This window comes from Nocardioides sp. Z21_20, assembly GCF_059766585.1.
Genome location: NZ_JCBAJX010000001.1, coordinates 577,236 through 595,491, shown reverse-complemented (window position 1 = coordinate 595,491; position 18,256 = coordinate 577,236). Strand labels below are relative to the sequence as shown.

At 73.0% G+C, this 18,256-nt stretch carries 22 protein-coding genes and 1 tRNA gene; 13 read left to right on the top strand and 10 right to left on the bottom strand.

The window, feature by feature from the left end; all coding sequences use genetic code 11:
- Positions 1 to 63 precede the first annotated feature (63 nt).
- Positions 64 to 441, top strand: a complete 378-nt coding sequence (locus AC6EH9_RS02945; RefSeq protein WP_498420363.1) for a hypothetical protein — start codon at positions 64 to 66, stop codon at positions 439 to 441.
- Positions 442 to 491: 50 nt separating this feature from the next.
- A tRNA-Ser gene (locus AC6EH9_RS02940) sits at positions 492 to 583 on the top strand.
- A gap of 5 nt (positions 584 to 588) precedes the next feature.
- Here AC6EH9_RS02940 and AC6EH9_RS02935 read toward each other — a convergent pair.
- The 3 genes from AC6EH9_RS02935 to AC6EH9_RS02925 are packed head-to-tail and all read right to left on the bottom strand — an operon-like array spanning position 589 to position 2,922.
- On the bottom strand, positions 589 to 816 hold the full coding sequence (locus tag AC6EH9_RS02935; protein WP_498420360.1) for a biotin/lipoyl-binding carrier protein: 228 nt from the start codon (positions 814 to 816) through the stop codon (positions 589 to 591).
- Between the two features lie 40 nt (positions 817 to 856).
- Complete coding sequence (locus tag AC6EH9_RS02930) at positions 857 to 2,140, bottom strand: hypothetical protein (RefSeq protein WP_498420358.1); 1,284 nt, start codon at positions 2,138 to 2,140, stop codon at positions 857 to 859.
- A gap of 11 nt (positions 2,141 to 2,151) precedes the next feature.
- Positions 2,152 to 2,922: a carbon-nitrogen hydrolase family protein gene (locus AC6EH9_RS02925; RefSeq protein WP_498420356.1), complete on the bottom strand. Its 771-nt coding sequence runs from the start codon at positions 2,920 to 2,922 to the stop codon at positions 2,152 to 2,154.
- A gap of 25 nt (positions 2,923 to 2,947) precedes the next feature.
- On the opposite strand from AC6EH9_RS02925, the gene mobA reads away from it, so the two are divergent.
- From mobA to AC6EH9_RS02905, 4 genes are all read left to right on the top strand, one after another.
- Positions 2,948 to 3,529 carry a molybdenum cofactor guanylyltransferase gene (mobA, locus tag AC6EH9_RS02920; RefSeq protein ID WP_498420354.1) on the top strand — a complete coding sequence of 194 codons (582 nt, stop codon included), beginning with the start codon at positions 2,948 to 2,950 and terminating at the stop codon, positions 3,527 to 3,529.
- A 52-nt stretch (positions 3,530 to 3,581) separates the two neighbouring features.
- Positions 3,582 to 3,911, top strand: a complete 330-nt coding sequence (locus AC6EH9_RS02915; RefSeq protein WP_498420353.1) for a DUF6457 domain-containing protein — start codon at positions 3,582 to 3,584, stop codon at positions 3,909 to 3,911.
- Positions 3,912 to 3,983: 72 nt separating this feature from the next.
- Positions 3,984 to 4,961, top strand: a complete 978-nt coding sequence (locus AC6EH9_RS02910) for an NAD(P)H-quinone oxidoreductase (RefSeq protein ID WP_498420351.1) — start codon at positions 3,984 to 3,986, stop codon at positions 4,959 to 4,961.
- A 40-nt stretch (positions 4,962 to 5,001) separates the two neighbouring features.
- Entirely contained in the window at positions 5,002 to 5,622 is a 621-nt protein-coding gene (locus AC6EH9_RS02905; protein WP_498420348.1) for a bacterial proteasome activator family protein, read from the top strand.
- On the opposite strand, the gene AC6EH9_RS02900 is transcribed toward AC6EH9_RS02905, so the two are convergent.
- The 4 genes from AC6EH9_RS02900 to serS all read right to left on the bottom strand — a co-directional run bounded on the left by AC6EH9_RS02900 (position 5,619) and on the right by serS (position 9,476).
- On the bottom strand, positions 5,619 to 6,308 hold the full coding sequence (locus AC6EH9_RS02900) for a hypothetical protein (protein WP_498420346.1): 690 nt from the start codon (positions 6,306 to 6,308) through the stop codon (positions 5,619 to 5,621). The genes AC6EH9_RS02905 and AC6EH9_RS02900 overlap by 4 nt on opposite strands.
- 139 nt (positions 6,309 to 6,447) lie before the next feature.
- The gene (locus AC6EH9_RS02895) at positions 6,448 to 7,254 is read right to left on the bottom strand and encodes an HAD family hydrolase (protein WP_498420344.1); all 807 of its coding nucleotides are present in this window, start codon (positions 7,252 to 7,254) and stop codon (positions 6,448 to 6,450) included.
- A gap of 4 nt (positions 7,255 to 7,258) precedes the next feature.
- Positions 7,259 to 8,203 carry an HAD family hydrolase gene (locus AC6EH9_RS02890; protein WP_498420342.1) on the bottom strand — a complete coding sequence of 315 codons (945 nt, stop codon included), beginning with the start codon at positions 8,201 to 8,203 and terminating at the stop codon, positions 7,259 to 7,261.
- The gene (gene serS / locus AC6EH9_RS02885; protein WP_498420340.1) at positions 8,196 to 9,476 is read right to left on the bottom strand and encodes a serine--tRNA ligase; all 1,281 of its coding nucleotides are present in this window, start codon (positions 9,474 to 9,476) and stop codon (positions 8,196 to 8,198) included. The genes AC6EH9_RS02890 and serS overlap by 8 nt, the downstream gene beginning before the upstream one ends.
- Positions 9,477 to 9,595: 119 nt before the next feature.
- Between serS and AC6EH9_RS02880 the strand changes: the two genes are divergently transcribed.
- Complete coding sequence (locus AC6EH9_RS02880; RefSeq protein ID WP_498420338.1) at positions 9,596 to 11,170, top strand: bifunctional phosphatase PAP2/diacylglycerol kinase family protein; 1,575 nt, start codon at positions 9,596 to 9,598, stop codon at positions 11,168 to 11,170.
- Between the two features lie 266 nt (positions 11,171 to 11,436).
- Here the strand turns inward: AC6EH9_RS02880 and AC6EH9_RS02875 are convergent, their stop codons facing one another.
- The 3 genes from AC6EH9_RS02875 to pheA all read right to left on the bottom strand — a co-directional run bounded on the left by AC6EH9_RS02875 (position 11,437) and on the right by pheA (position 13,380).
- Positions 11,437 to 11,922 (bottom strand): nitroreductase family deazaflavin-dependent oxidoreductase, encoded by a 486-nt coding sequence (locus AC6EH9_RS02875; RefSeq protein WP_498420336.1) that lies wholly within the window; start codon positions 11,920 to 11,922, stop codon positions 11,437 to 11,439.
- 41 nt (positions 11,923 to 11,963) lie between these two features.
- Positions 11,964 to 12,368: a DUF4446 family protein gene (locus AC6EH9_RS02870; RefSeq protein ID WP_498420334.1), complete on the bottom strand. Its 405-nt coding sequence runs from the start codon at positions 12,366 to 12,368 to the stop codon at positions 11,964 to 11,966.
- Positions 12,369 to 12,441: 73 nt separating this feature from the next.
- Positions 12,442 to 13,380, bottom strand: a complete 939-nt coding sequence (gene pheA / locus AC6EH9_RS02865; RefSeq protein WP_498420331.1) for a prephenate dehydratase — start codon at positions 13,378 to 13,380, stop codon at positions 12,442 to 12,444.
- A 50-nt stretch (positions 13,381 to 13,430) separates the two neighbouring features.
- Here pheA and AC6EH9_RS02860 point away from each other — a divergent pair, with 50 nt between their 5' ends.
- From AC6EH9_RS02860 to AC6EH9_RS02835, 6 genes are all read left to right on the top strand, one after another.
- Positions 13,431 to 14,024 carry a TMEM165/GDT1 family protein gene (locus AC6EH9_RS02860; RefSeq protein WP_498420328.1) on the top strand — a complete coding sequence of 198 codons (594 nt, stop codon included), beginning with the start codon at positions 13,431 to 13,433 and terminating at the stop codon, positions 14,022 to 14,024.
- Between the two features lie 82 nt (positions 14,025 to 14,106).
- Positions 14,107 to 15,375, top strand: coding sequence for an arginine deiminase (locus tag AC6EH9_RS02855; protein WP_498420327.1), 1,269 nt, complete (start codon positions 14,107 to 14,109; stop codon positions 15,373 to 15,375).
- 182 nt (positions 15,376 to 15,557) lie between these two features.
- A complete protein-coding gene (locus AC6EH9_RS02850; protein WP_498420324.1) occupies positions 15,558 to 15,947 on the top strand; it encodes a cyclic nucleotide-binding domain-containing protein in 390 nt (129 codons plus the stop codon).
- A 225-nt stretch (positions 15,948 to 16,172) separates the two neighbouring features.
- Positions 16,173 to 16,790, top strand: a complete 618-nt coding sequence (locus AC6EH9_RS02845) for an AIM24 family protein (RefSeq protein WP_498420323.1) — start codon at positions 16,173 to 16,175, stop codon at positions 16,788 to 16,790.
- Between the two features lie 10 nt (positions 16,791 to 16,800).
- The gene (locus tag AC6EH9_RS02840) at positions 16,801 to 17,442 is read left to right on the top strand and encodes an AIM24 family protein (protein ID WP_498420320.1); all 642 of its coding nucleotides are present in this window, start codon (positions 16,801 to 16,803) and stop codon (positions 17,440 to 17,442) included.
- On the top strand, positions 17,442 to 18,197 hold the full coding sequence (locus AC6EH9_RS02835; protein WP_498420318.1) for an AIM24 family protein: 756 nt from the start codon (positions 17,442 to 17,444) through the stop codon (positions 18,195 to 18,197). Before AC6EH9_RS02840 ends, AC6EH9_RS02835 begins: the two co-directional genes overlap by 1 nt.
- Positions 18,198 to 18,256 lie beyond the last annotated feature (59 nt).

Genomic DNA, 18,256 nt, shown 5'->3' with positions numbered 1-18,256 from the left:
CACGCCACACTCTGTGCCCGAGGCGCGCCATCTTCGCGCCCACCGGACGCCGGGAGGGCGCAGATGAGTACGACGCCGAGCGCGGCCCTGCAGGGGGTCCTGCAGGCCCTGGACGCGGCCCCACGTCCGAGCGGCCGCACCTCGCAGACCGCCGACGTGGCGCTGGGAAACTGGCGTTGGACGGTGCGCCAGCGCATCCGGGCGGTCCGCGACATGCTCGTCGACGAGAGCGCCTACGAGGGCGAGAGCTGGGTGACGGCACACGGGGGCAGCGTCCTGCGCGAGCGCAACGAGCTGCTGCTGCGCCTGAGCCGGATGATGCCGCAGGTCCTCGAGAACAGCGACGTGAGCGCGCTGCGTGAGGAGCTGCGGGGGCTGCTCGGCGACATCTCCGAGCACCTGCAGCGCCCGCGCGAGCTCGCCACCGAGGACGGCACCTAGACTGCTCCGCGCACGGTCACGACGCCGCCGAGGTGGCTCGCGCCGAGCGAGGAGGGGTGCCGGAGTGGCCGATCGGAACCGCCTTGAAAGCGGTCGCTGGCAGTGATGTCAGCCGCGGGTTCGAATCCCGCCCCCTCTGCCAGCAGCTCAGTCGAGCACGACCAGCACGTCGCCCTCCTGGACGACGTCCCCGGGGGTGACCCGGACCGAGACCACCCGCCCGGCGACCTCGACCAGCACCGGGATCTCCATCTTCATGGACTCCAGCAGCACGACCGTGTCCCCCGGTGCGACCGTGTCGCCTGCCGCGACCGGGACCTCCATCACGTTCGCGACCATCTCCGCCACGATCTCGATCTGCTGGGTGCGAGCCATGATCGTGACGGTAGTCGTTACTTGCAGGTACCCCGAATGGCTAGAGCAGCGGCTGGCTGCGGGCCGGCTCGGGGCGCACCGCGGCGGCCTCCTCCAGGCGCCGGGCCCGGGCGCCCCTGGGCCCGGTGAGGACCAGGTCGAGGCGGATCACCAGGTAGCCGACCAAGAGGCCGAGCAGCAGGCTGTAGAGGACCGAGAGCCCCGCCTCGGCCAGCGAGGCCGCGGGGTTGACGATCATGTGGACCAGCGGCACGGTCGCGGTGATGCCGAAGGCGCAGAACCACCAGCCCTGGCGGCGGCGCGCACGCATGTGACATCCCCAGACCAGGGCCGGCACGCCGAGCAGCACCATCATCGGGCGCGGCACGCCGCCGAGGTGCTCACGTGCCCAGCGCGTCGCCTCCATCACCGACTCCACCACGTCCGGCATGCCGTAGCGGCGCAGCATCTCGGCGTACGCCAGCGTGACGGCCAGCAGCAGGCTGCCCACGAGCACCGCGAAGAAGCCGCGCCGGCCCAACCCGTGCAGACCCGCACCGAGGCGGTAGACCGTGGCGAACGAGGCCACCAGGGCGAGCGCCAGCGTGACGTACTCGAAGCGGTCCAGCACCACGACGGGCTCGTAGCCCACCGCCGCCAGCCCGCCACCGGTCGCGACGACCAGCGCCACCAGCAGCTCCCGCACGGCCTGGGCGAAGGTGACGGCGGGCACGGTGGCCATCACCGCGAAGACGCCCGCCACCACGCACACCAGCACCGCCGCACCACTGCGCAGCAGCTCGTTGCCGACCACCAGGACCCCGGTCCCCAGGACCACGGCGAGCAGGGTGAAGACGAATGCCCGCCCGCCGGTGCGCACGGCCAGACCCCACACGTACGCCGCCGTGAGGGTGACGGTGCCGGCCCCGCCCAGCCATGCCGGGCCGACCGGCACGATCGGGGCGATCATCCCGGCCACGCCGACCAGCACGACCAGGGCCCACAGCAGCTGCCGGGTACGAGGCGCGGGTGGCTTCCTCCACCGGCCGGCGCCGAGTCGCCCGGTGCCGCGCGACGGCGCCGCCTCGCTCCGGTGGGCGTGCCGGTCCGCGGGGCGGACGGCGGGCTGCTCCATCGTGATCGGCTCGGAGGGGAACGGTGCCACGACCGCGGTGACCGCGGGCTGCTCGGCGGTCGGCGCCTCGCTCGACGGAGCCGGCTGCGCCGCGTGCGGAGGCGCGGCCGCGATCCCGGCGCCGCGGGCGCGCAGACGCGCCAGGCGCGAGGGGGGTCGCGCGGCGGCACGACGCGGAGCCGCGCGACGGCCCTTGGAGGTGGACGACACGACGAGGAAGGTTACAGACGCCGGTTGGACAGCGACGGGTTGGTGCGCCGGGCCCGGTCCAGCACCTCACGCTCCAGGGTGGCCCGCAGCACCCCGGGCTCGGGCCCGGCCTGGGCAAGCGTCTCCCCCATCGGGTCCACGACCAGGGAGCAGCCCGTGTAGCGAGGCGCCGGCTGGCCCACCGCCAGCACCCAGGTGGTGTTCTCGATCGCCCTGGCGCGCGCGAGCGTGCGCCAGTGGTCGACCTTGAGGGGGCCGGCCAGCCACGCCGCCGGCACCACCAGCACCTCGGCGCCCCGGTCCACCAGCGCCCGGGCCAGCTCGGGGAAGCGCAGGTCGTAGCAGGTCATCAGCCCGACGCGGAAGCCCGCGACGTCGACGACCACCGGCTCGGTCGTCCCGGCGCTCAGCCGGTCGGACTCCCGGTAGCCGAACGAGTCGTAGAGGTGGATCTTGCGGTACGACGCGGCGACGCCGGGCCCGCGCGCGACCAGCGTGTTCCAGGGCCGCGCCGGGTCGGCGGAGGTCTCGAACATGCCGGCCACGATCGTCGTGCCGTGCTCCTCGGCCACCCGCTCCACCTCACGCACGAACGGCCCGTCCATCGGCTCGGCGAACGGGCTCACGTCGGAGCCCGACGGCCCGAAGTCGCGCGCCCACGCCTCGGGCAGCACGACCAGGTCGGCGTCCTCGGGCACCAGTGCGGCGAGCCTGTGGCGATTCTCGGCGGGGTCGAGCCCGGAGGCCTCCTGGACCAGCGCGATGCGCAGCGAGTCGCTCATCCCCTCAGGGTGACAGACTGCGCCGGTGGACTTCGACCTCAGCGCCCAGGGTTTCTCAGCCGTCGTCCTCGCCGGCGGCACCGCCGCCCGGATGGACGGCGTGGACAAGGCCGCGATCGAGCACGCCGGGCGCACCCTGCTGGCCTACGCGCTCGATGCGCTCGTCGATGCCGACGAGATCGTGGTGGTGGGCGAGCAGGTGCCGACCGAGCGTCCCGTCACGTTCACCCGCGAGGACCCGCCCCGCGGCGGCCCCGTCGCCGGGCTGCTCACCGGCCGCGACGCCCTCTACGCCACCCCGAGGCTGCTCGGCGTCCTCGCCGTCGACATGCCCCGGGTCACCGCGCACACGTTCCGCCGGCTCCGCGAGGCCGCGGCAGGCCACGACGGCGCGTTCCTCGTCGAGTCCGGCGGCGAGCGGCGCCGCCAGCTGGCCGGGGTGCTCGACGTGCGCCGCCTCGAGGAGGTCCGGCCCGGCCGGGAGGAGCAGCACGGGATGGCGCTGCACCGGCTGCTGGCCGACCTCGACCTCGCCGAGGTGCCGGCCAGCGGCGACGAGGGCGCCGACGTCGACACCTGGAGCGACCTGCGCGACCTCCGCGGCTGACGCGACACGCCGCAAGTTGCGGACCCTGCCGGGTTGGGCGAGGGTGGGACTCGTGAACCTGCACGACTGGATCGACGAGCTGTGCGACGTCCTGGATCTCGACGCCGACGTCGAGGTGGACGAGGGACTCGTCCTCGACCTGGCCCGGATCGCCGCGCACCAGGTCGAGCGCCCTGCCGCACCGATCACCACCTACCTGTTGGGCCTGGCCGTCGGGATGACCGCGGCCGACCCGGAGCGCACCGAGCAGCTCGCGGGGCGGGCCCAGGCCCTGGCCGAGGGCTGGGAGCGTCCCGCCGGCGCACCGGACCCGTTGGACGTCTCCGAGCCCGTCCCCGACGACTCGGGCGTCGACCACTCCGCGGACGTCTTCGAGGCCTGAGCGGCCGGTGTCCGGCGCCGACCCCGGGGTCTCCTGGACGGCGCCCTGGACGGGGCTCCTAGGGTGGACGTCATGCGTGCCGTCATCGCCCCTGAGCCCGGGGGCCCCGAGGCCCTGACCATCATCGAGCTGCCGGACGCCGATCCCGGCCCGGGAGAGGTCGCCATCGCGGTCGTGGCCACAGCCGTGAACCGCGCCGACATCCTGCAGCGCCAGGGCTTCTACCCGCCGCCGCCCGGGGTCACCGACGTCCTCGGCCTGGAGTGCAGCGGCACCATCGCCGCCGTGGGCCCGGACGTGACCGGCTGGTCGGTGGGCGACGAGGTCTGCGCGCTGCTCTCCGGCGGCGGCTACGCCTCACGGGTGGTGGTGCCGGCCGGCCAGGTGATGGCGGTCCCCGCGGGCGTCGACCTGGTCACGGCAGCCGCGCTGCCCGAGGTGGCCTGCACCGTGTGGTCCAACGTGTTCATGGTCGCCGGCCTCCAGCCCGGCGAGCACTTCCTCGTGCACGGCGGCGCCGGCGGCATCGGCACGATGGCGATCCAGCTCGCCTCGGCGTACGGCGCGAAGGTCTTCGCCACCGCCGGCTCCCCCGAGAAGCGGGCGTTGTGCGCCGAGCTCGGTGCCGACGTCACCATCGACTACCGCGAGGAGGACTTCGTCGAGGTGCTGCGCTCGACCGGGGACGGCCACGGCGCCGACGTCATCCTCGACAACATGGGCGCGAAGTACCTGCCCCGCAACGTCTCCGCGCTCGCCGTCGAGGGCCGGCTGGTGGTGATCGGCATGCAGGGCGGCACCAAGGGTGAGCTCGACCTCGGCAAGCTGCTGGCCAAGCGCGGCACCGTCACCGCCACCTCCCTGCGGGCCCGGCCCGTCGAGGAGAAGGCAGCCATCTGCGCCGCGGTGGCCGAGCACGTCTGGCCGCTGGTCGCCGACGGGCAGGTCCGGCCCGTCGTCCACGAGCGGATGCCGCTCGACGAGGTGGCCCGAGCGCACGCACTGATGGGCGAGGGCGGGCACAGCGGCAAGATCCTGCTCACCCTCTGAGCAGCGGCCCCCGTCTGGAGGCCCGGACTAGATTGGGCCCATGAGCGACCACACGCAGCCTCCCGCACGCTCCGCTGGCGCCTCCTCGGAGCCCGGTGAGCACATCGTGATCGTCGGGCCGGACGGCCAGCCGATGGGCACCGTGCCGGCCAGCGCGGTGAACGCCATGCCCGCCGAGCAGCCAGACGAACAGGACGAGGAGCGCAGCCTCACCGACCTCGTCGAGCAGCCGGCCAAGGTCATGCGGATCGGCAGCATGATCCGCCAGCTGCTCGAGGAGGTGAAGGCGGCGCCCCTGGACGAGGCGAGTCGCGCCCGGCTCAAGGAGATCCACCACTCCTCGATCCGGGAGCTCGAGGCCGGCCTCGCCCCCGAGCTGGTCGAGGAGCTGCAGCGGCTCTCGCTCCCGTTCGCGGAGGGCACCCCCAGCGAAGGCGAGCTCCGCATCGCCCAGGCTCAGCTGGTGGGCTGGCTCGAGGGCCTCTTCCACGGCATCCAGACCGCCATCTACGCCCAGCAGATGGCCGCCCGGGCCCAGCTGGAGCAGATCCGCCGCTCGCTGCCGCCGGGGATGTCGGCCGCGGCCGGTGCCCCGCACCCCGCCCCCGCGGAACGGCAGGGCCCGACGGGTCCCGGCACCTCCGGGGGCATGTACCTCTAGCGTTCGGGACGCTCGCCGATCCGGACCAGGATCAGTCCGAGCAGGCCGACCAGGACCAGCGCAGCGCCGGGTGCGGCCAGCCGCACCAGCGGCGTCGGCTCGTCCTCCTCGACGATGCTGCGCTCGGCCGTGGTCGGCGGCGGCGTCGGCGCCGCCCCCTCGCCCAGCGCCCGGGCCACCCGGTCGGTCAGCGACGTCGTGGCCGGCGCCGAGCCGCTGCACGGGCGCACCGCCCAGCCCCCGCGCTCACGCACCAGGAAGAGCACGTAGGAGCCCCCCTCCTGCAGCCGGACCACGTCGAGCAGCGGCGGCAGCGTGACCTCGAGGGTGCTCGCGTCGGGGGTGCCGGCGAAGACCCGCTGCACGGTGACCAGCCAGACCTCGGCCTCGGTGGCCGGCGGGGTCTTCTGGCCCGGGCTGCTGCTCGTCGCGCCGGCCCGGTTGCGTGCGGTACCGAGCAGGACGACGTCCGCGTTCGCGGCGTGCTCGGCGACGGACTGGACGGCGCAGCGCGGGGCCGACGGCTCGGCGGCGGCCATGGGCGTGAGGCCGAGCGGCGCCAGGCCGGCCACCACCGCCAGCAGGAGCGCGCTCAGGCGGCGTGCGGTCAGGCGGCGTGCGGTGAGGTGGCGTGCGGACGACCGGGAGGGACGTCGTACGTGGTGAGTGTCGTGCGTGGTGGTCATGCCGCCCTTCCCAGGTGCTGCTCGAGCGTCTGTGCATGGGTGGGACGCCGGCGCCGCGTGGCTCCCTCCCCTGCTTCGCGGCCCCAGTCAATCAGGCCGGGGCCGAGGCCGGTGCCCCCCGCCCCGGGGGCAGCGGCGCTCAGATCTCGAAGATCTCGGCCAGCACGCTCGCCACCCCGTCGGCGTCGTTGCCCGGAGCGCGCCGCGTCGCGCTCGCGTGCACCGAGGGGTGAGCGTTGCCCATCGCGTACGACGTCCCGGCCCACTCGAGCAGCGCGATGTCGTTGGGCATGTCGCCGAACGCGACCACCTCGGCGGACGCCACGCCCATCTCCTGGCACAGCAGCTCGAGGGTGGAGGCCTTGGTGACGCCGTGCGCGCTCATCTCGACCAGCGCGCCGGAGGAGGACCAGGTGGTCGTGACCAGGTGGCCGACCGCCTTCTCGACGTCCGCCCAAAACGACTCGGGGTCCCTGGTGTCGTGGCGAGCCAGCACCTTGACCACCGAGTCGTCGGCGATGTCCTCCAGCGCCCCCACCGGTACGGCGTGCGGGGGCGCCACCCGGGGCAGGAACGACTCCTCCCGCGCGAACCCGTCGGTCTTCTCCAGCGCGAACGCGGTGCCCGGCACCAGTCCGCGCACCAGCTCGCCGACCTGCACGGTCGTCGCCGGGGCGATCGTGCGCGCCGAGCGGACCTCGTGGCGCGACACGTCGTAGACGATGCCGCCGTTGGAGCAGATGGCCAGCCCGTGCCCGCCGACATCGCTCCACAGCGCCTCCATCCAGCGCAGCGGACGACCGGTCACGAAGACCACCGGCACGCCGCGCCGGTCGAGCTCCTCAAGGACCTCGCGGGTGCGTGCGGTGACGGTGCCGTCGCTGTGCAGCAAGGTGCCGTCCAGGTCGGTCGCCACCAGCCGGGGCACGGGAGTCGGCGCGCTCACGAGGTCAGCTGAACCAGCGGTCGATCTCGACGGCCGCCCCGTCCTCGTCGACCCCCAGGGTGGACGCGTCGGCGGTGTCGTGGACGATCTGCACGGCCTGGCCCATCGCGACCCCCCGGCCCGCCCAGGCGAGCATCTCGAGGTCGTTGCGGCCGTCGCCGATCGCCAGCACGTCGCTGGCCCGCACGCCGAGGGCATCGACCACACGCTGCAGGCCGGAGGCCTTGGAGACGCCGACCGGGGCGAGGTCGAGCCACGCCGTCCAGCCCACGACGTAGTCGGTGCCGTGCAGGCCGAGGCGCGCGGCCAGCTCCATGAAGTCCTCCGCGGTGGCCTCGGGGTCGCGGATGATCACCCGGCTGACCGGCTCGGCGACGATGTCCTCGACCGCGGTGATGATCATCTCCCCGGAGAGCTCGCCGTCGGGGAAGTGCCGGTTGACCCGGTAGCCCACCCCACGCTCCTCGACCCCGACCAGCGCCTCGGGGTGGTGCTCCAGCACCGCAGCCACCGCCGGCGCCGCGTCGAAGGTCTCCTCGTGGACCACCTCCATCGGCGGGTAGCGGAAGATCACCGCACCGTTGGAGGCGACGATCCACAGCGGCTCGTCGCCCTCGGTGTGCAGGTCGAGCAGGTCGGCCACGAACGTCATCCCGTGCGGTGAGCGGCCGCTGGCCAGCACGATGTGGGCGCCGGCGTCCTGGGCGCGCTGCACCGCGGCGTGCACCGCCGGGGTGATCTCCTCGCGCGGGCTGCTGCCGGCGTCGCTCCAGCGGATCAGCGTCCCGTCGATGTCGAGGGCCACCACCTTCGGTCGCCAGCCCGGGGAGCCGGGGGCGCCGGCCGTCGTGGTGGGGTCCTGGCCCGGACCGGACGCGGCCTCGCCGGACGGGGTCTCACCGAGCGGGGTCTCACCGGGCAGCACGCCGTCGCGCAGCGAATCAGCCACGGACCGGCTCCAGCAGCTCGCGTCCGCCGAGGTAGGGCCGCAGGGCGGCCGGCACCCGCACCGACCCGTCGGCCTGCTGATGGGTCTCCAGGATCGCCACGATCGTGCGGGTCATCGCGCACAGCGTGCCGTTCAGGGTCGCCACGTGCTTGATCCCGTCGTCACCGAAGCGGGCCCGGATGTCGAGGCGCCGGCTCTGGAACTCGGTGCAGTTCGAGGTCGAGGTCAGCTCGCGGTACTTGCCCTGGGTGGGGATCCAGGCCTCGCAGTCGAACTTGCGCTGCGCCGAGAGCCCGAGGTCGCCGGCCGCCACGTCGATCACCCGGTAGGCCAGCTCGAGCTTGCCGAGGAACTCCTTCTCCCAGCCCAGCAGCCGCTGGTGCTCGGCGTAGGACTCCTCGACGGTGGTGTAGACGAACATCTCGACCTTGTCGAACCAGTGCACCCGGATGATGCCCTTGGTGTCCTTGCCGTGCGAGCCGGCCTCCTTGCGGAAGCACGGGCTGAAGGCGGCGTAGCGCTTGGGCAGCGACTCGCCGTCCAGGATCTCGTCGCTGTGGTAGGCGGCCATCGGCACCTCGGAGGTCCCCACCAGGTACATGTCCTGGCCCTCGATGCGGTAGACGTCGTCGGCGGCCTGGCCCAGGAAGCCGGTGCCCTCCATCGCCCGCGGCTTGACCAGCGACGGTGGGATCACCTCGATGAAGCCGGACTCGCGGGCCTGGTCCATCGCCATGTTGACCAGCGCGCGCTCCAGTTGGGCGCCGACGCCGGTGAGGAAGTAGAAGCGGCTGCCGGAGACCTTGGCGCCGCGCTCGATGTCGATCGCACCGAGGATCTTGCCCAGCTCGATGTGGTCGCGCGGCTCGAAGCCCTCGGCGGCGAAGTCGCGCGGCGTGCCGACGGTCTCCAGGACGACGAAGTCCTCCTCGCCCCCGGCCGGCGCCTCGTCGGCCGCCGGGTTCGGGATGCTGGCGAGGGCAGCCTGCCACTCCTCCTCGGCCGCGCCCTGGGCGGCCTCGGCGGCCTTCACCTCGGCGGCCAGGAGCTTCGTGCGGGCGAGCAGGTCGGCCTTCTCGTCCCCGGTGGCCCGGGGGATCAGCTTGCCGAGCTGCTTCTGCTCGCCCCGCTTGGCCTCGAACTGCGTGATCGCGGTACGGCGCGCCTCGTCGGCGGCCAGGGCGCGGTCCACGACGTCGTCGGACAGACCGCGCTTGGCCTGGGCGGCGCGCACGCGGTCGGGGGCTTCACGGAGGAGTCGCGGGTCGATCATGCGGCAAGGCTAGCCGTCGGCCGCGATGAGGGCGGGGACGGGCCGCACGCCATACTTGAGCGTCTGTCCACCGCATGATCGCCGAGCATTCGCTCGTGCCTGTGAGAGGAGCCCCACGAGTGCTCGACCGTTCCCGCCTGGTCACCCTGGTCTGGGCCGCGACGGCCCTGGCGGCCTACCTGGCGCTGGCCGGGCTCGTCGTCACCGACTGGGCGCCGCTGCGCGAGCTGGACGGCCGGGGCGAGTCCGCGACCGCGTGGACTGTGGACCACTCCGTGCTGCGCACGGCCCTGGGCATCGTCGAGGACGTCTTCAGCTCGATCGCGATGACGATCTACACCGCGGTCCTGGCGATCGCACTCTTCGTCAAGGCCTACCGGCGGGCGGCGTACTTCACCGTCGCGGTGATGGCCTCGACGGCTCTGGCCACGACCGGCTCCAAGCTCCTGTTCGGCCGCGACCGGCCCGCCTGGCAGGACGGTGTCGACATCCACCTCAACAACGCGTTCCCCTCCGGGCACGCCTCCTCGGTCGCGGCCATGGCCGGGGTCGTCATCGTCCTGGTGACGATGCTGGTACGCCGCGCCAACGTGCGCCGGGCGGCGACCGTGCTGTCGGTGGCGGTCCTGGTGCTGGTCTGCCTGGACCGGGTCCTGCTGGGGCGCCACTACCCCTCCGACGTGGTCGGCGGCGCGCTGCTGGCCCTGACCTTCGTGCTGCTCTCGCTGGCCCTGATCAACCCCCGCCCGCGCAGCATCGCGGAGAGCACCGAGCCGCTGCAGGAGGTCTACACCTCCCAGCGACGGCTCTCGGTGGTGCTCAACCCGATCAAGGTCGAGGACCCCGGCCAGTTCCGCTCGATCGTGTCCACGATGGCCGCCGAGGCCGGCTGGTCCGAGCCGCGCTGGCACTACACCTCGATCGAGGATCCCGGGCGCGGGATGGCCGAGGCGGCCGCCCTGGAGGGCTCGGACCTGGTGATCGTGTGCGGCGGCGACGGGACGGTGCGCGAGGTGTGCGCCGTGCTCGCCGGCACCGGCATCCCGGTCGGGATCGTGCCCGCCGGCACCGGCAACCTGCTGGCCCGCAACCTCGACATCCCCCTCTACATCCGCTCCGCGATCGACGTCGCGCTCAACGGCCAGGACCGGGCGATCGACCTGGTGAAGGTCTCCGGCGACGGGCTCGAGGACACCCACTTCATGGTGATGGCCGGGATGGGCTTCGACGCCGCGATCATGGAGGGCGTCAACGAGGGTCTCAAGAAGCGCGTCGGCTGGATGGCCTACGTCGTCTCCGGGCTCAAGTCGCTGATGTTCCCGGCGGTCCGGGTCGAGGTCTCCGTCGACGACGGCCCCTTCACCAAGCACCGCGCCCGCACCGTCGTGGTCGGCAACGTCGGCTTCCTGCAGGCCGGGATGCCGCTGCTGCCCGACGCGACGATCGACGACGGCGAGCTGGACGTGGTGATCCTGCACCCGAAGAACTTCTTCGCCTGGGTCCCGCTGGCCTGGCGGGTGATGCTCAAGGGCAAGCACACCGACGAGCTCGTCAACCGGATGACCGGTGCCACCGTGGTGGTGCGCGCCGCGATCGACACCCCCCGTCAGCTGGACGGCGACTCGATCGGCTCCGGGCGCGAGCTGCGGATGGAGTGCATCCACGGCCGGCTGCTGGTGCGCGTCCCCCGCTGACCGCCGCCGCAGCCCCGCAGCCCCGCGTCGAGTGGTGACTCACGGGTAACTGGAGGATCCTCTTCACCTGGTGCCTGGGAATCTCCAGTTACCTCTGGGTATGCCGGGTCCAGCGGAGTGGAAGCGGGATGGGCGCGTGGTGGCAGCCGTGGACGAGGAACGTCGCCTCGTCGCAATCCCGCCACACGCCGCCCAGCCCCGCCCCGCGACCCACGGGTAACTGGAGGATCCCCCTCACCTGGTGCCTGGGAATCTCCAGTTACCGGTCAGTCACCGGTCGGGGTGAGCGCGAAGACGGGGATCAGGCGCTCGGTGCGCGCGGCGTACGCGCGGTAGTTGGGCCAGGTCTCGACCATCGCGGCCCAAGCCTCACTGCGCTCGGGGCCGCTCAGCTCCTGGGCACGGGCGGCGAGGGCGCGTCCCTTGAACTCCACGCGCGCCGTGCCCTCCGCCTCGATGACCGCGCACAGGTTGGCCACCCACAGCGGCGTCTTGGCGGCACCCCAGTTGGAGCCGGCGACCAGCCAGGCCCCCTGGTGGGGCACGCACAGCAGCGGCGTGGTGCGCGCGACCCCGGACTTGCGCCCGGGCACGGTCAGGAAGAGCTCGGGCAGGCCGGCGAAGGTGAGCAGCGTGACCCGGCCACGGGAGACCCGCCGCAGCGTCTGGTCGACGCGGACGATCACCGGCAGGTACCTGGGCAGCCACGGCTGGCGGCCCAGTGCGATCGCGGCCGGGCGCAACGGGTTCATGGCCGCGACCCTAGGCGCGGCAGACCGCGCTGTCAGCGGCTTCAGCGCGGGCGCGCGTGCGCGATCGCCTCGTCCTCCTCCGGCGAGAGCTGCTGCTCGCTGGACCACGAGGTGATCGACTTGGCGTACGTGCGGGCCTCGCTGCGGCCGTGGATCGAGGTCAGCACGACGCCGTGCCCGGCGTCGTCGAGCAGCGCCAGGGACCAGGACAGGTGCCCGCCCATGTCCCCGAACGCGTCGTAGCGCACCACGGCGAGGTGGCGCAGCGCGTCGGCCGCCTCGGCGCGCAGCGCGGCGACCTCCTGACGCAGGCCGTGCACGTCCTCGGGCAGGGCGTCGGAGGTGGCCGGCCGCTCCTCGGGCCGGGCGCGACGCAGCGCGAGGACGGCGAGCGCGAGACCTCCCAGGGCGACGATCAGGGCGAGGGAAGCGAGGGCCACGGGCATGGCGCCAGAGCCTAGTCGTCGTCAGGCGCGCCCTTGGTAGGCCCGCCGCCGCGAGCAGGTCGCGGCGTGTGCCTCAGTGGCCGCGTCGCAGCGCCTCGAGCCAGGCGGCGGCGTCGCGGAAGTCGCGGTCGGAGGTGCCGGGGCGGATCTCCGGCGCCACCTTGTCCACCCGGGGGTAGCTGCCGAGGAAGCGTACGTCGGCGGAGGTACGGCGCAGGCCCGTGAGCGCCTCGCCGACCCGGGCGTCGGCGAGGTGGCCCTCGCAGTCGATCGAGAAGCAGTAGCGGCCGAGCCCGACGCCGGTGGGGCGCGACTCGATGCGCGAGAGGTTGACGCCGCGCAGCGTGAACTCCTCGAGCAGCTCGAGCAGCGCGCCGGGATGGTCGTTGCGGATGAAGACGACCAGCGAGGTCTTGTCCGCGCCACTCGGCGGCGCCACCGGCCCCGGTCGGGTGACCAGCACGAAGCGGGTCACCGCGTCGGGGTTGTCGCCGATGCCCTCGGCCAGCGTGGTCAGGCCGTAGCGCGCGGCGGCCAGCGGGGCGGAGATCGCGGCGTCCCAGGTGGCGCTGCCGTCGGCGAGGCCGGCGGAGGCGGCGGCGGTCGAGGTGGTGTGCACCACGCTCGCGCCCGGCAGGTTCTCGGCGACCCAGCGCCGGGTCTGCGCGGCGGCGTGCGGGTGGGTCGCCACCACGCGGACGTCGGCGCGCGTCGTACCGGGACGCACGGAGAGCGAGAAGCGGATCGGCACGGTCATCTCGGCGGTGATCATCAGCGGCGCGCCGGTGGCCAGCTCGTCCAGGGTGACCGGGACCGACCCCTCGACCGAGTTCTCGATCGGCACCACCGCGCCGTCGCACTCGCCACTGCGCACCGCGTCGAGGGCGACGGTCACCGTCGCGGCGGGGCGCCGCTCGGCGTCGGCGGCCTGCGGCAGCGAGCCCAGGGCCTGCTCGGTGAAGGTCCCCTCGGGACCGAGGTAGGAGAAGCGCGCGGAGGCTGGGGAGGGCACCCGCTCACCCTAGTGTGCGCCCGCGCGCGCCCCGATGGGATCCTCGGCGCGTGGATCTCGTCGTCGTCGCGCTCACCTTCGCCGCCATCTTCGTGGTGGAGCTGCCGGACAAGACCTTCCTGGCCACGCTGGTGCTCTCGACGAAGTTCCGGCCGCTCTATGTCTGGATCGGCGTCGGTCTCGCCTTCGCGGTGCAGGTGGGCATCGCGGTGGCCCTCGGCAAGGCCGCCGCGCTGCTGCCCGAGGACCTGGTGCACGGCGCCGCCGCCGTGCTGTTCCTCGCCGGGGCCGTGCTGCTGCTGCGTGAGGCGCGCGCCCACGACGCGGCCGACGACGGCGCGGAGTTCGCCGAGAAGGCCCCCGAGGCGCAGGGGTGGAAGGCCATCGGGGCGAGCTTCCTGGTGCTGTTCGCCGCCGAGTGGGGCGACCTCTCGCAGCTGCTGACGCTGTCGCTGGTGGCCAAGTACGACGACCCGGTCAGCGTCTTCGTCGGCTCGCTGGGGGCGCTGCTCGCGGTGAGCGGCCTCGCGGTGCTGGCGGGTCGCTGGCTGCTGGGCCACGTCAGGCTCAGCGTCCTGCACTACGTCGGGGCGACCGTGTGTCTGGCGCTGGCCGCGCTCACCACCTACGACCTGCTGCGCTGAGCGGACGCCTCGGACCGGGCGCCTCGGACGGGCGCCTCGGACCGGACCCGCGGGCCGGGTCGCCCGGTCTAGAGTCTCGTCCATGAGTGCCGACACCGCCGCCGCGCCGGAGGCCGACCGCCGCGTCGCCACGACCACAGGGGCCGACAGCGAGGTCGGCAGGCTCCGCACGGTCCTGCTGCACCGGCCCGGCCCCGAGCTCAAGCGACTCACCCCCCGCAACAACGACCGGCTGCTCTTCGACGGCATCCCGTGGGTCGCCCGGGCCCAGGACGAGCACGACGCCTTCGCCGCGGCGCTGCGCGAGCGGGAGGTGGAGGTGCTCTACCTGACCGACCTGCTCGCCGAGACCCTGCAGAGCGAGGCGGCGCGCGAGCACGCCATCACCACCGCCCTGTCCGGCCTGCACCTGGGCGACACGCTGCGCGACTACCTGGTCGGCGCCCTGCACGACGCCTCCCCCGAGGAGCTGACCACCCACCTCACCGCCGGCATCCGCAACGACGAGGTCCGCGGCGGACATGGGCTGGTCACCTCGCTGCTGGCCAGCGACGACTTCCTGATCGACCCGCTGCCGAACCTGCTGTTCACCCGCGACTCGAGCGTGTGGGTGCGCGACCGGGTGACGGTGACGTCGCTGGCGATGCCGGCCCGGGCCCGCGAGACCCAGCTGACCGAGCTGATCTACACCGACCACCCCCGGTTCGCGGGGACCGCGAAGCTGCACGGCTGGCAGTACGAGCACGTCGAGGGCGGCGACGTGCTGCTGCTCGCCCCCGGCGTGATCGCGGTGGGGGTCGGCGAGCGGACCACGCCGGCCGGGGTCGAGCGGCTCGCCCGACAGCTCCTCAACGACGCGCTGGCGCACACCGTGCTCGCCGTACCCATCGCCCAGGAGCGCGCCACGATGCACCTCGACACGGTGTGCACGATGGTCGACGTCGACAAGATCGTGATGTACCCCAACATCGCCGACTCGCTGCAGGCCTACGCGGTGACCGCGCCGGAGGGGACCGTCGCCGACGACCGCGACCTCCGGCTGCTGGTCAGCGGGCCGGAGCCGTTCCTCGTCGCCGCGGCGAAGGCGATGCACATCGACACGCTGCACCAGATCGACACCGGCCTGGACCCGGTCACCGCCGAGCGCGAGCAGTGGGACGACGGCAACAACACCCTCGCCCTGGCGCCGCGGCTGGCGGTGGCCTACGAGCGGAACGTGGAGACCAACGACCGGCTCGAGGAGGCGGGCATCGAGGTGGTCCGGATCGCCGGCTCCGAGCTGGGCTCCGGACGCGGCGGCCCCCGCTGCATGAGCTGCCCCGTCACCCGGGACCCGCTCCCCACCCCCTGACCCCGCCTCCCCCGCCCGGCCAGCTGTAACGCGGGGTTACTCACACTGACGCAGCGCTATTTCGCTGCCATAGTGGGTGTAACACCGCGTTACAAGCCTCGTGCCGGCGCGCGGCGTGACATCCAGGCGCCCCGGCCGTTGAGACGGCCGTGGACGGACCACAGCAGAGAGGCAGGACCCCGATGACGGGAATCTTCGACGGGCTCGCTCCCCAGGACGTCGCCCGGATCAAGGCCGCGGCGACGCCGGTGAGCGTGCCGGCGGGCTGGTCGCCGATCTGGGAGGGCACCCCGGCCGACAAGGCCTACATCATCGAGGCGGGCGAGGTCTCGGTACGGCGCCACGGCCACGAGATCGCCACCCTCGGCCCCGGCGACATCGTCGGCGAGACCTCGATCATCAACCACACCCTGCGCACGGCGACCATCGTCAGCCTCTCCGAGCTGCGGCTGCTGCACCTCTCGCGCGAGAAGCTCGAGCAGCTCTGCGTCCAGGTCCCGGCCTTCCAGCAGGCGCTGGAGAAGGCCGCACACGACCGGATGTCGCCGCACCCCGACAACCTGCAGGCCTGAGACGTACCCGCCGACCCGGCGCCCACGACGAGCTCTGCCTCGAGCACGACCTCGACCATCCGACGGGGCGCGACGAGGGATCGCCGTTCCGCTCCAGCGGCTGCGGCGGTCAAGGGTTACTCGCGACTCGAACCATGGGTGCTGCGGCGCCGCTAGGCTGCCCCCGGCGCCCCGGCCGGGGCGGCACGACGACACGCCTGCACAGGCACGCACGAGGGGGTGGCAGTGGCGACGCTGACCGCGGACAAACGGGTTCTGCACGCTGATCTGACGGGGGACACCATCCGCGCCGCGGCTGGGTCGATGGTGGCCTACTCCGGCAGCATCGACTTCAAGCACGCCGGCATGGGCGGCGGCGGAGGCTTCCGGGCCGCGCTCAAGCAGAAGGTCGCCGGCGAGTCCCTCATGCTGATGGAGTGCACCGGCACCGGCCGCGCCTACCTCGCCCAGGACGCCCTCGACGTCACGGTCGTGCACCTCGACAACGACACGCTGACCGTGGAGTCCGAGCACATCCTCGCGGTGACCGCCGGCCTGAAGCTCGACGTCCAGTTCGCCGGCCTGCGTGGGATGACCTCAGGCCAGGGCCTGGCCACCACGAAGGTCACCGGCACCGGCCAGTGCGCCATCATGTCCGACGGTCCGCTGATCGGCCTCGAGGTGGTCCCCGGCCAGCCCCTGGTCGTCGACCCGGACGCCTACGTCGCGGGGACCGGCCAGCTGCAGATGTCGCTGGTCTCCGGGGTGTCGTGGCGCTCGCTGATCGGCGAGGACGGCGGCGAGCCCTTCTCGCTGCGCTTCGAGGGCCAGGGACTGGTCTACATCCAGCCGGCAGAGCGCTGAGGAGGCTGCGATGACGTTCGAGAAGGTCAACAGCAAGGTGGTCCGGGTCCAGGTCGACCCGCAGCGCCCGGTCCTCGCCCGGCGCGGCGCGATGCTCGGCTACGACGGCGCGGTCAGCTTCCGCCCGATCGCGGGCCAAGGTCAGGGCGTCGGCGGGATGATCGGCGCCGCGATGTCCGGAGAGTCCAGCCGGATGATGGCGACCGAGGGCACCGGATCGGTGCTCTACGGCTACGAAGGTCTCTACATCACGGTGATCGAGCTGACCGGCGACTCCCTCATCGTGGAGGCCGACCGGCTGCTCGCGCACGACGCCAACCTCCAGACCAGCGTCGAGTTCATCGGCCAGGGCGGCGTGCGCGCCGCCGTACGCGGTGCGATGACGGGCCAGGGCCTCTTCACCACCCGGGTCTCGGGGCACGGCTCGGTGGCGGTGCTCTCGCACGGCGGCACCTTCGACCTCCAGCTCAACGGCGACACCGTGGGCGTGGACCCGCAGGCGTACGTCGGACACGTCGGCGCGCTCAACGTCGACCTCAAGGCCAGCGTCGGGATGCGCGACCTCATCGGTCGCGGCTCCGGCGAGGCCTTCCAGCTCCACGTGACGGGCCACGGCACCGTCTACGTGCAGGCCTCGGAGGAGAAGTTCTGATGATCGGTGGGTTGAACATGTCCGTCTTCAACGCCCAGACGCTGCCCAGCAACGACAACGTCAACGCCTACGCGTTCTCGATCGACCTGGCCGGCGAGTGGTTCCTCAACAAGGGCGCGATGATCGCCTACTACGGCAACATCGACTTCTCCGGGGTCGCGGCGTTCGCCTCGCGGGCCTCCTGGGTGGCCGCCCGGTTCTCCTCACCGCTGTACGTGCAGGACTGGATCGTCGCGGCCGGCCAGGGCAAGCTCGTGATCGGCGACCACGGCAACGACATCAACTCCTACGACCTCGAGGCCGGCAACCTGACGATCAAGCAGGTGAACCTGCTGGGCTTCGAGCCGGCCCTGGAGCTCAAGCAGTCGATCGTGCCCGGCTTCGTCACGCTGATCGGGACCGGCAAGTTCCTGGCCTCCTCCAACGGGCCGGTGATCTTCGTGGAGCCGCCGTTCCGCGCCGACCCGGACGCGCTGCTGGGCTGGGCCGACTGCCCGTCGCCCTCGCAGCACTACGACCTCAACTGGATGGCCGCCTCGTTCATGGCCGGCGTCCAGGGGATGTTCGGCCGCCAGTCGGGTGAGGAGCGACAGTACGACTTCACCGGCGCGGGCACGGTGCTGATGCAGTCCTCGGAGAGGCTGCGCGAGGACCCGGCGATGATGCGGATCGTGGAGTCCCACACCAACCTGCTCGACGCCGCCAGCGCCGTCGAGCTCGGGCGCCGGCTGGTCGCCCGGGGCCAGCAGCAGTAGGCCCGGGGAGCTCTCAGCGGCACTCTCGCCGCCGCGATAGCCACCCACCCGATAGAACT

Coding starts and splice junctions, on each gene's coding strand:
- AC6EH9_RS02945 (WP_498420363.1), top strand. CDS start 64: ATGAGTACGACGCCGAGCGCGGCCCTGCAGGGGGTCCTGCAGGCCCTG.
- AC6EH9_RS02935 (WP_498420360.1), bottom strand. CDS start 816: ATGGCTCGCACCCAGCAGATCGAGATCGTGGCGGAGATGGTCGCGAAC.
- AC6EH9_RS02925 (WP_498420356.1), bottom strand. CDS start 2,922: ATGAGCGACTCGCTGCGCATCGCGCTGGTCCAGGAGGCCTCCGGGCTC.
- AC6EH9_RS02910 (WP_498420351.1), top strand. CDS start 3,984: ATGCGTGCCGTCATCGCCCCTGAGCCCGGGGGCCCCGAGGCCCTGACC.
- AC6EH9_RS02905 (WP_498420348.1), top strand. CDS start 5,002: ATGAGCGACCACACGCAGCCTCCCGCACGCTCCGCTGGCGCCTCCTCG.
- AC6EH9_RS02900 (WP_498420346.1), bottom strand. CDS start 6,308: ATGACCACCACGCACGACACTCACCACGTACGACGTCCCTCCCGGTCG.
- serS (WP_498420340.1), bottom strand. CDS start 9,476: ATGATCGACCCGCGACTCCTCCGTGAAGCCCCCGACCGCGTGCGCGCC.
- AC6EH9_RS02875 (WP_498420336.1), bottom strand. CDS start 11,922: ATGAACCCGTTGCGCCCGGCCGCGATCGCACTGGGCCGCCAGCCGTGG.
- AC6EH9_RS02870 (WP_498420334.1), bottom strand. CDS start 12,368: ATGCCCGTGGCCCTCGCTTCCCTCGCCCTGATCGTCGCCCTGGGAGGT.
- AC6EH9_RS02855 (WP_498420327.1), top strand. CDS start 14,107: ATGAGTGCCGACACCGCCGCCGCGCCGGAGGCCGACCGCCGCGTCGCC.
- AC6EH9_RS02850 (WP_498420324.1), top strand. CDS start 15,558: ATGACGGGAATCTTCGACGGGCTCGCTCCCCAGGACGTCGCCCGGATC.
- AC6EH9_RS02840 (WP_498420320.1), top strand. CDS start 16,801: ATGACGTTCGAGAAGGTCAACAGCAAGGTGGTCCGGGTCCAGGTCGAC.
- AC6EH9_RS02835 (WP_498420318.1), top strand. CDS start 17,442: ATGATCGGTGGGTTGAACATGTCCGTCTTCAACGCCCAGACGCTGCCC.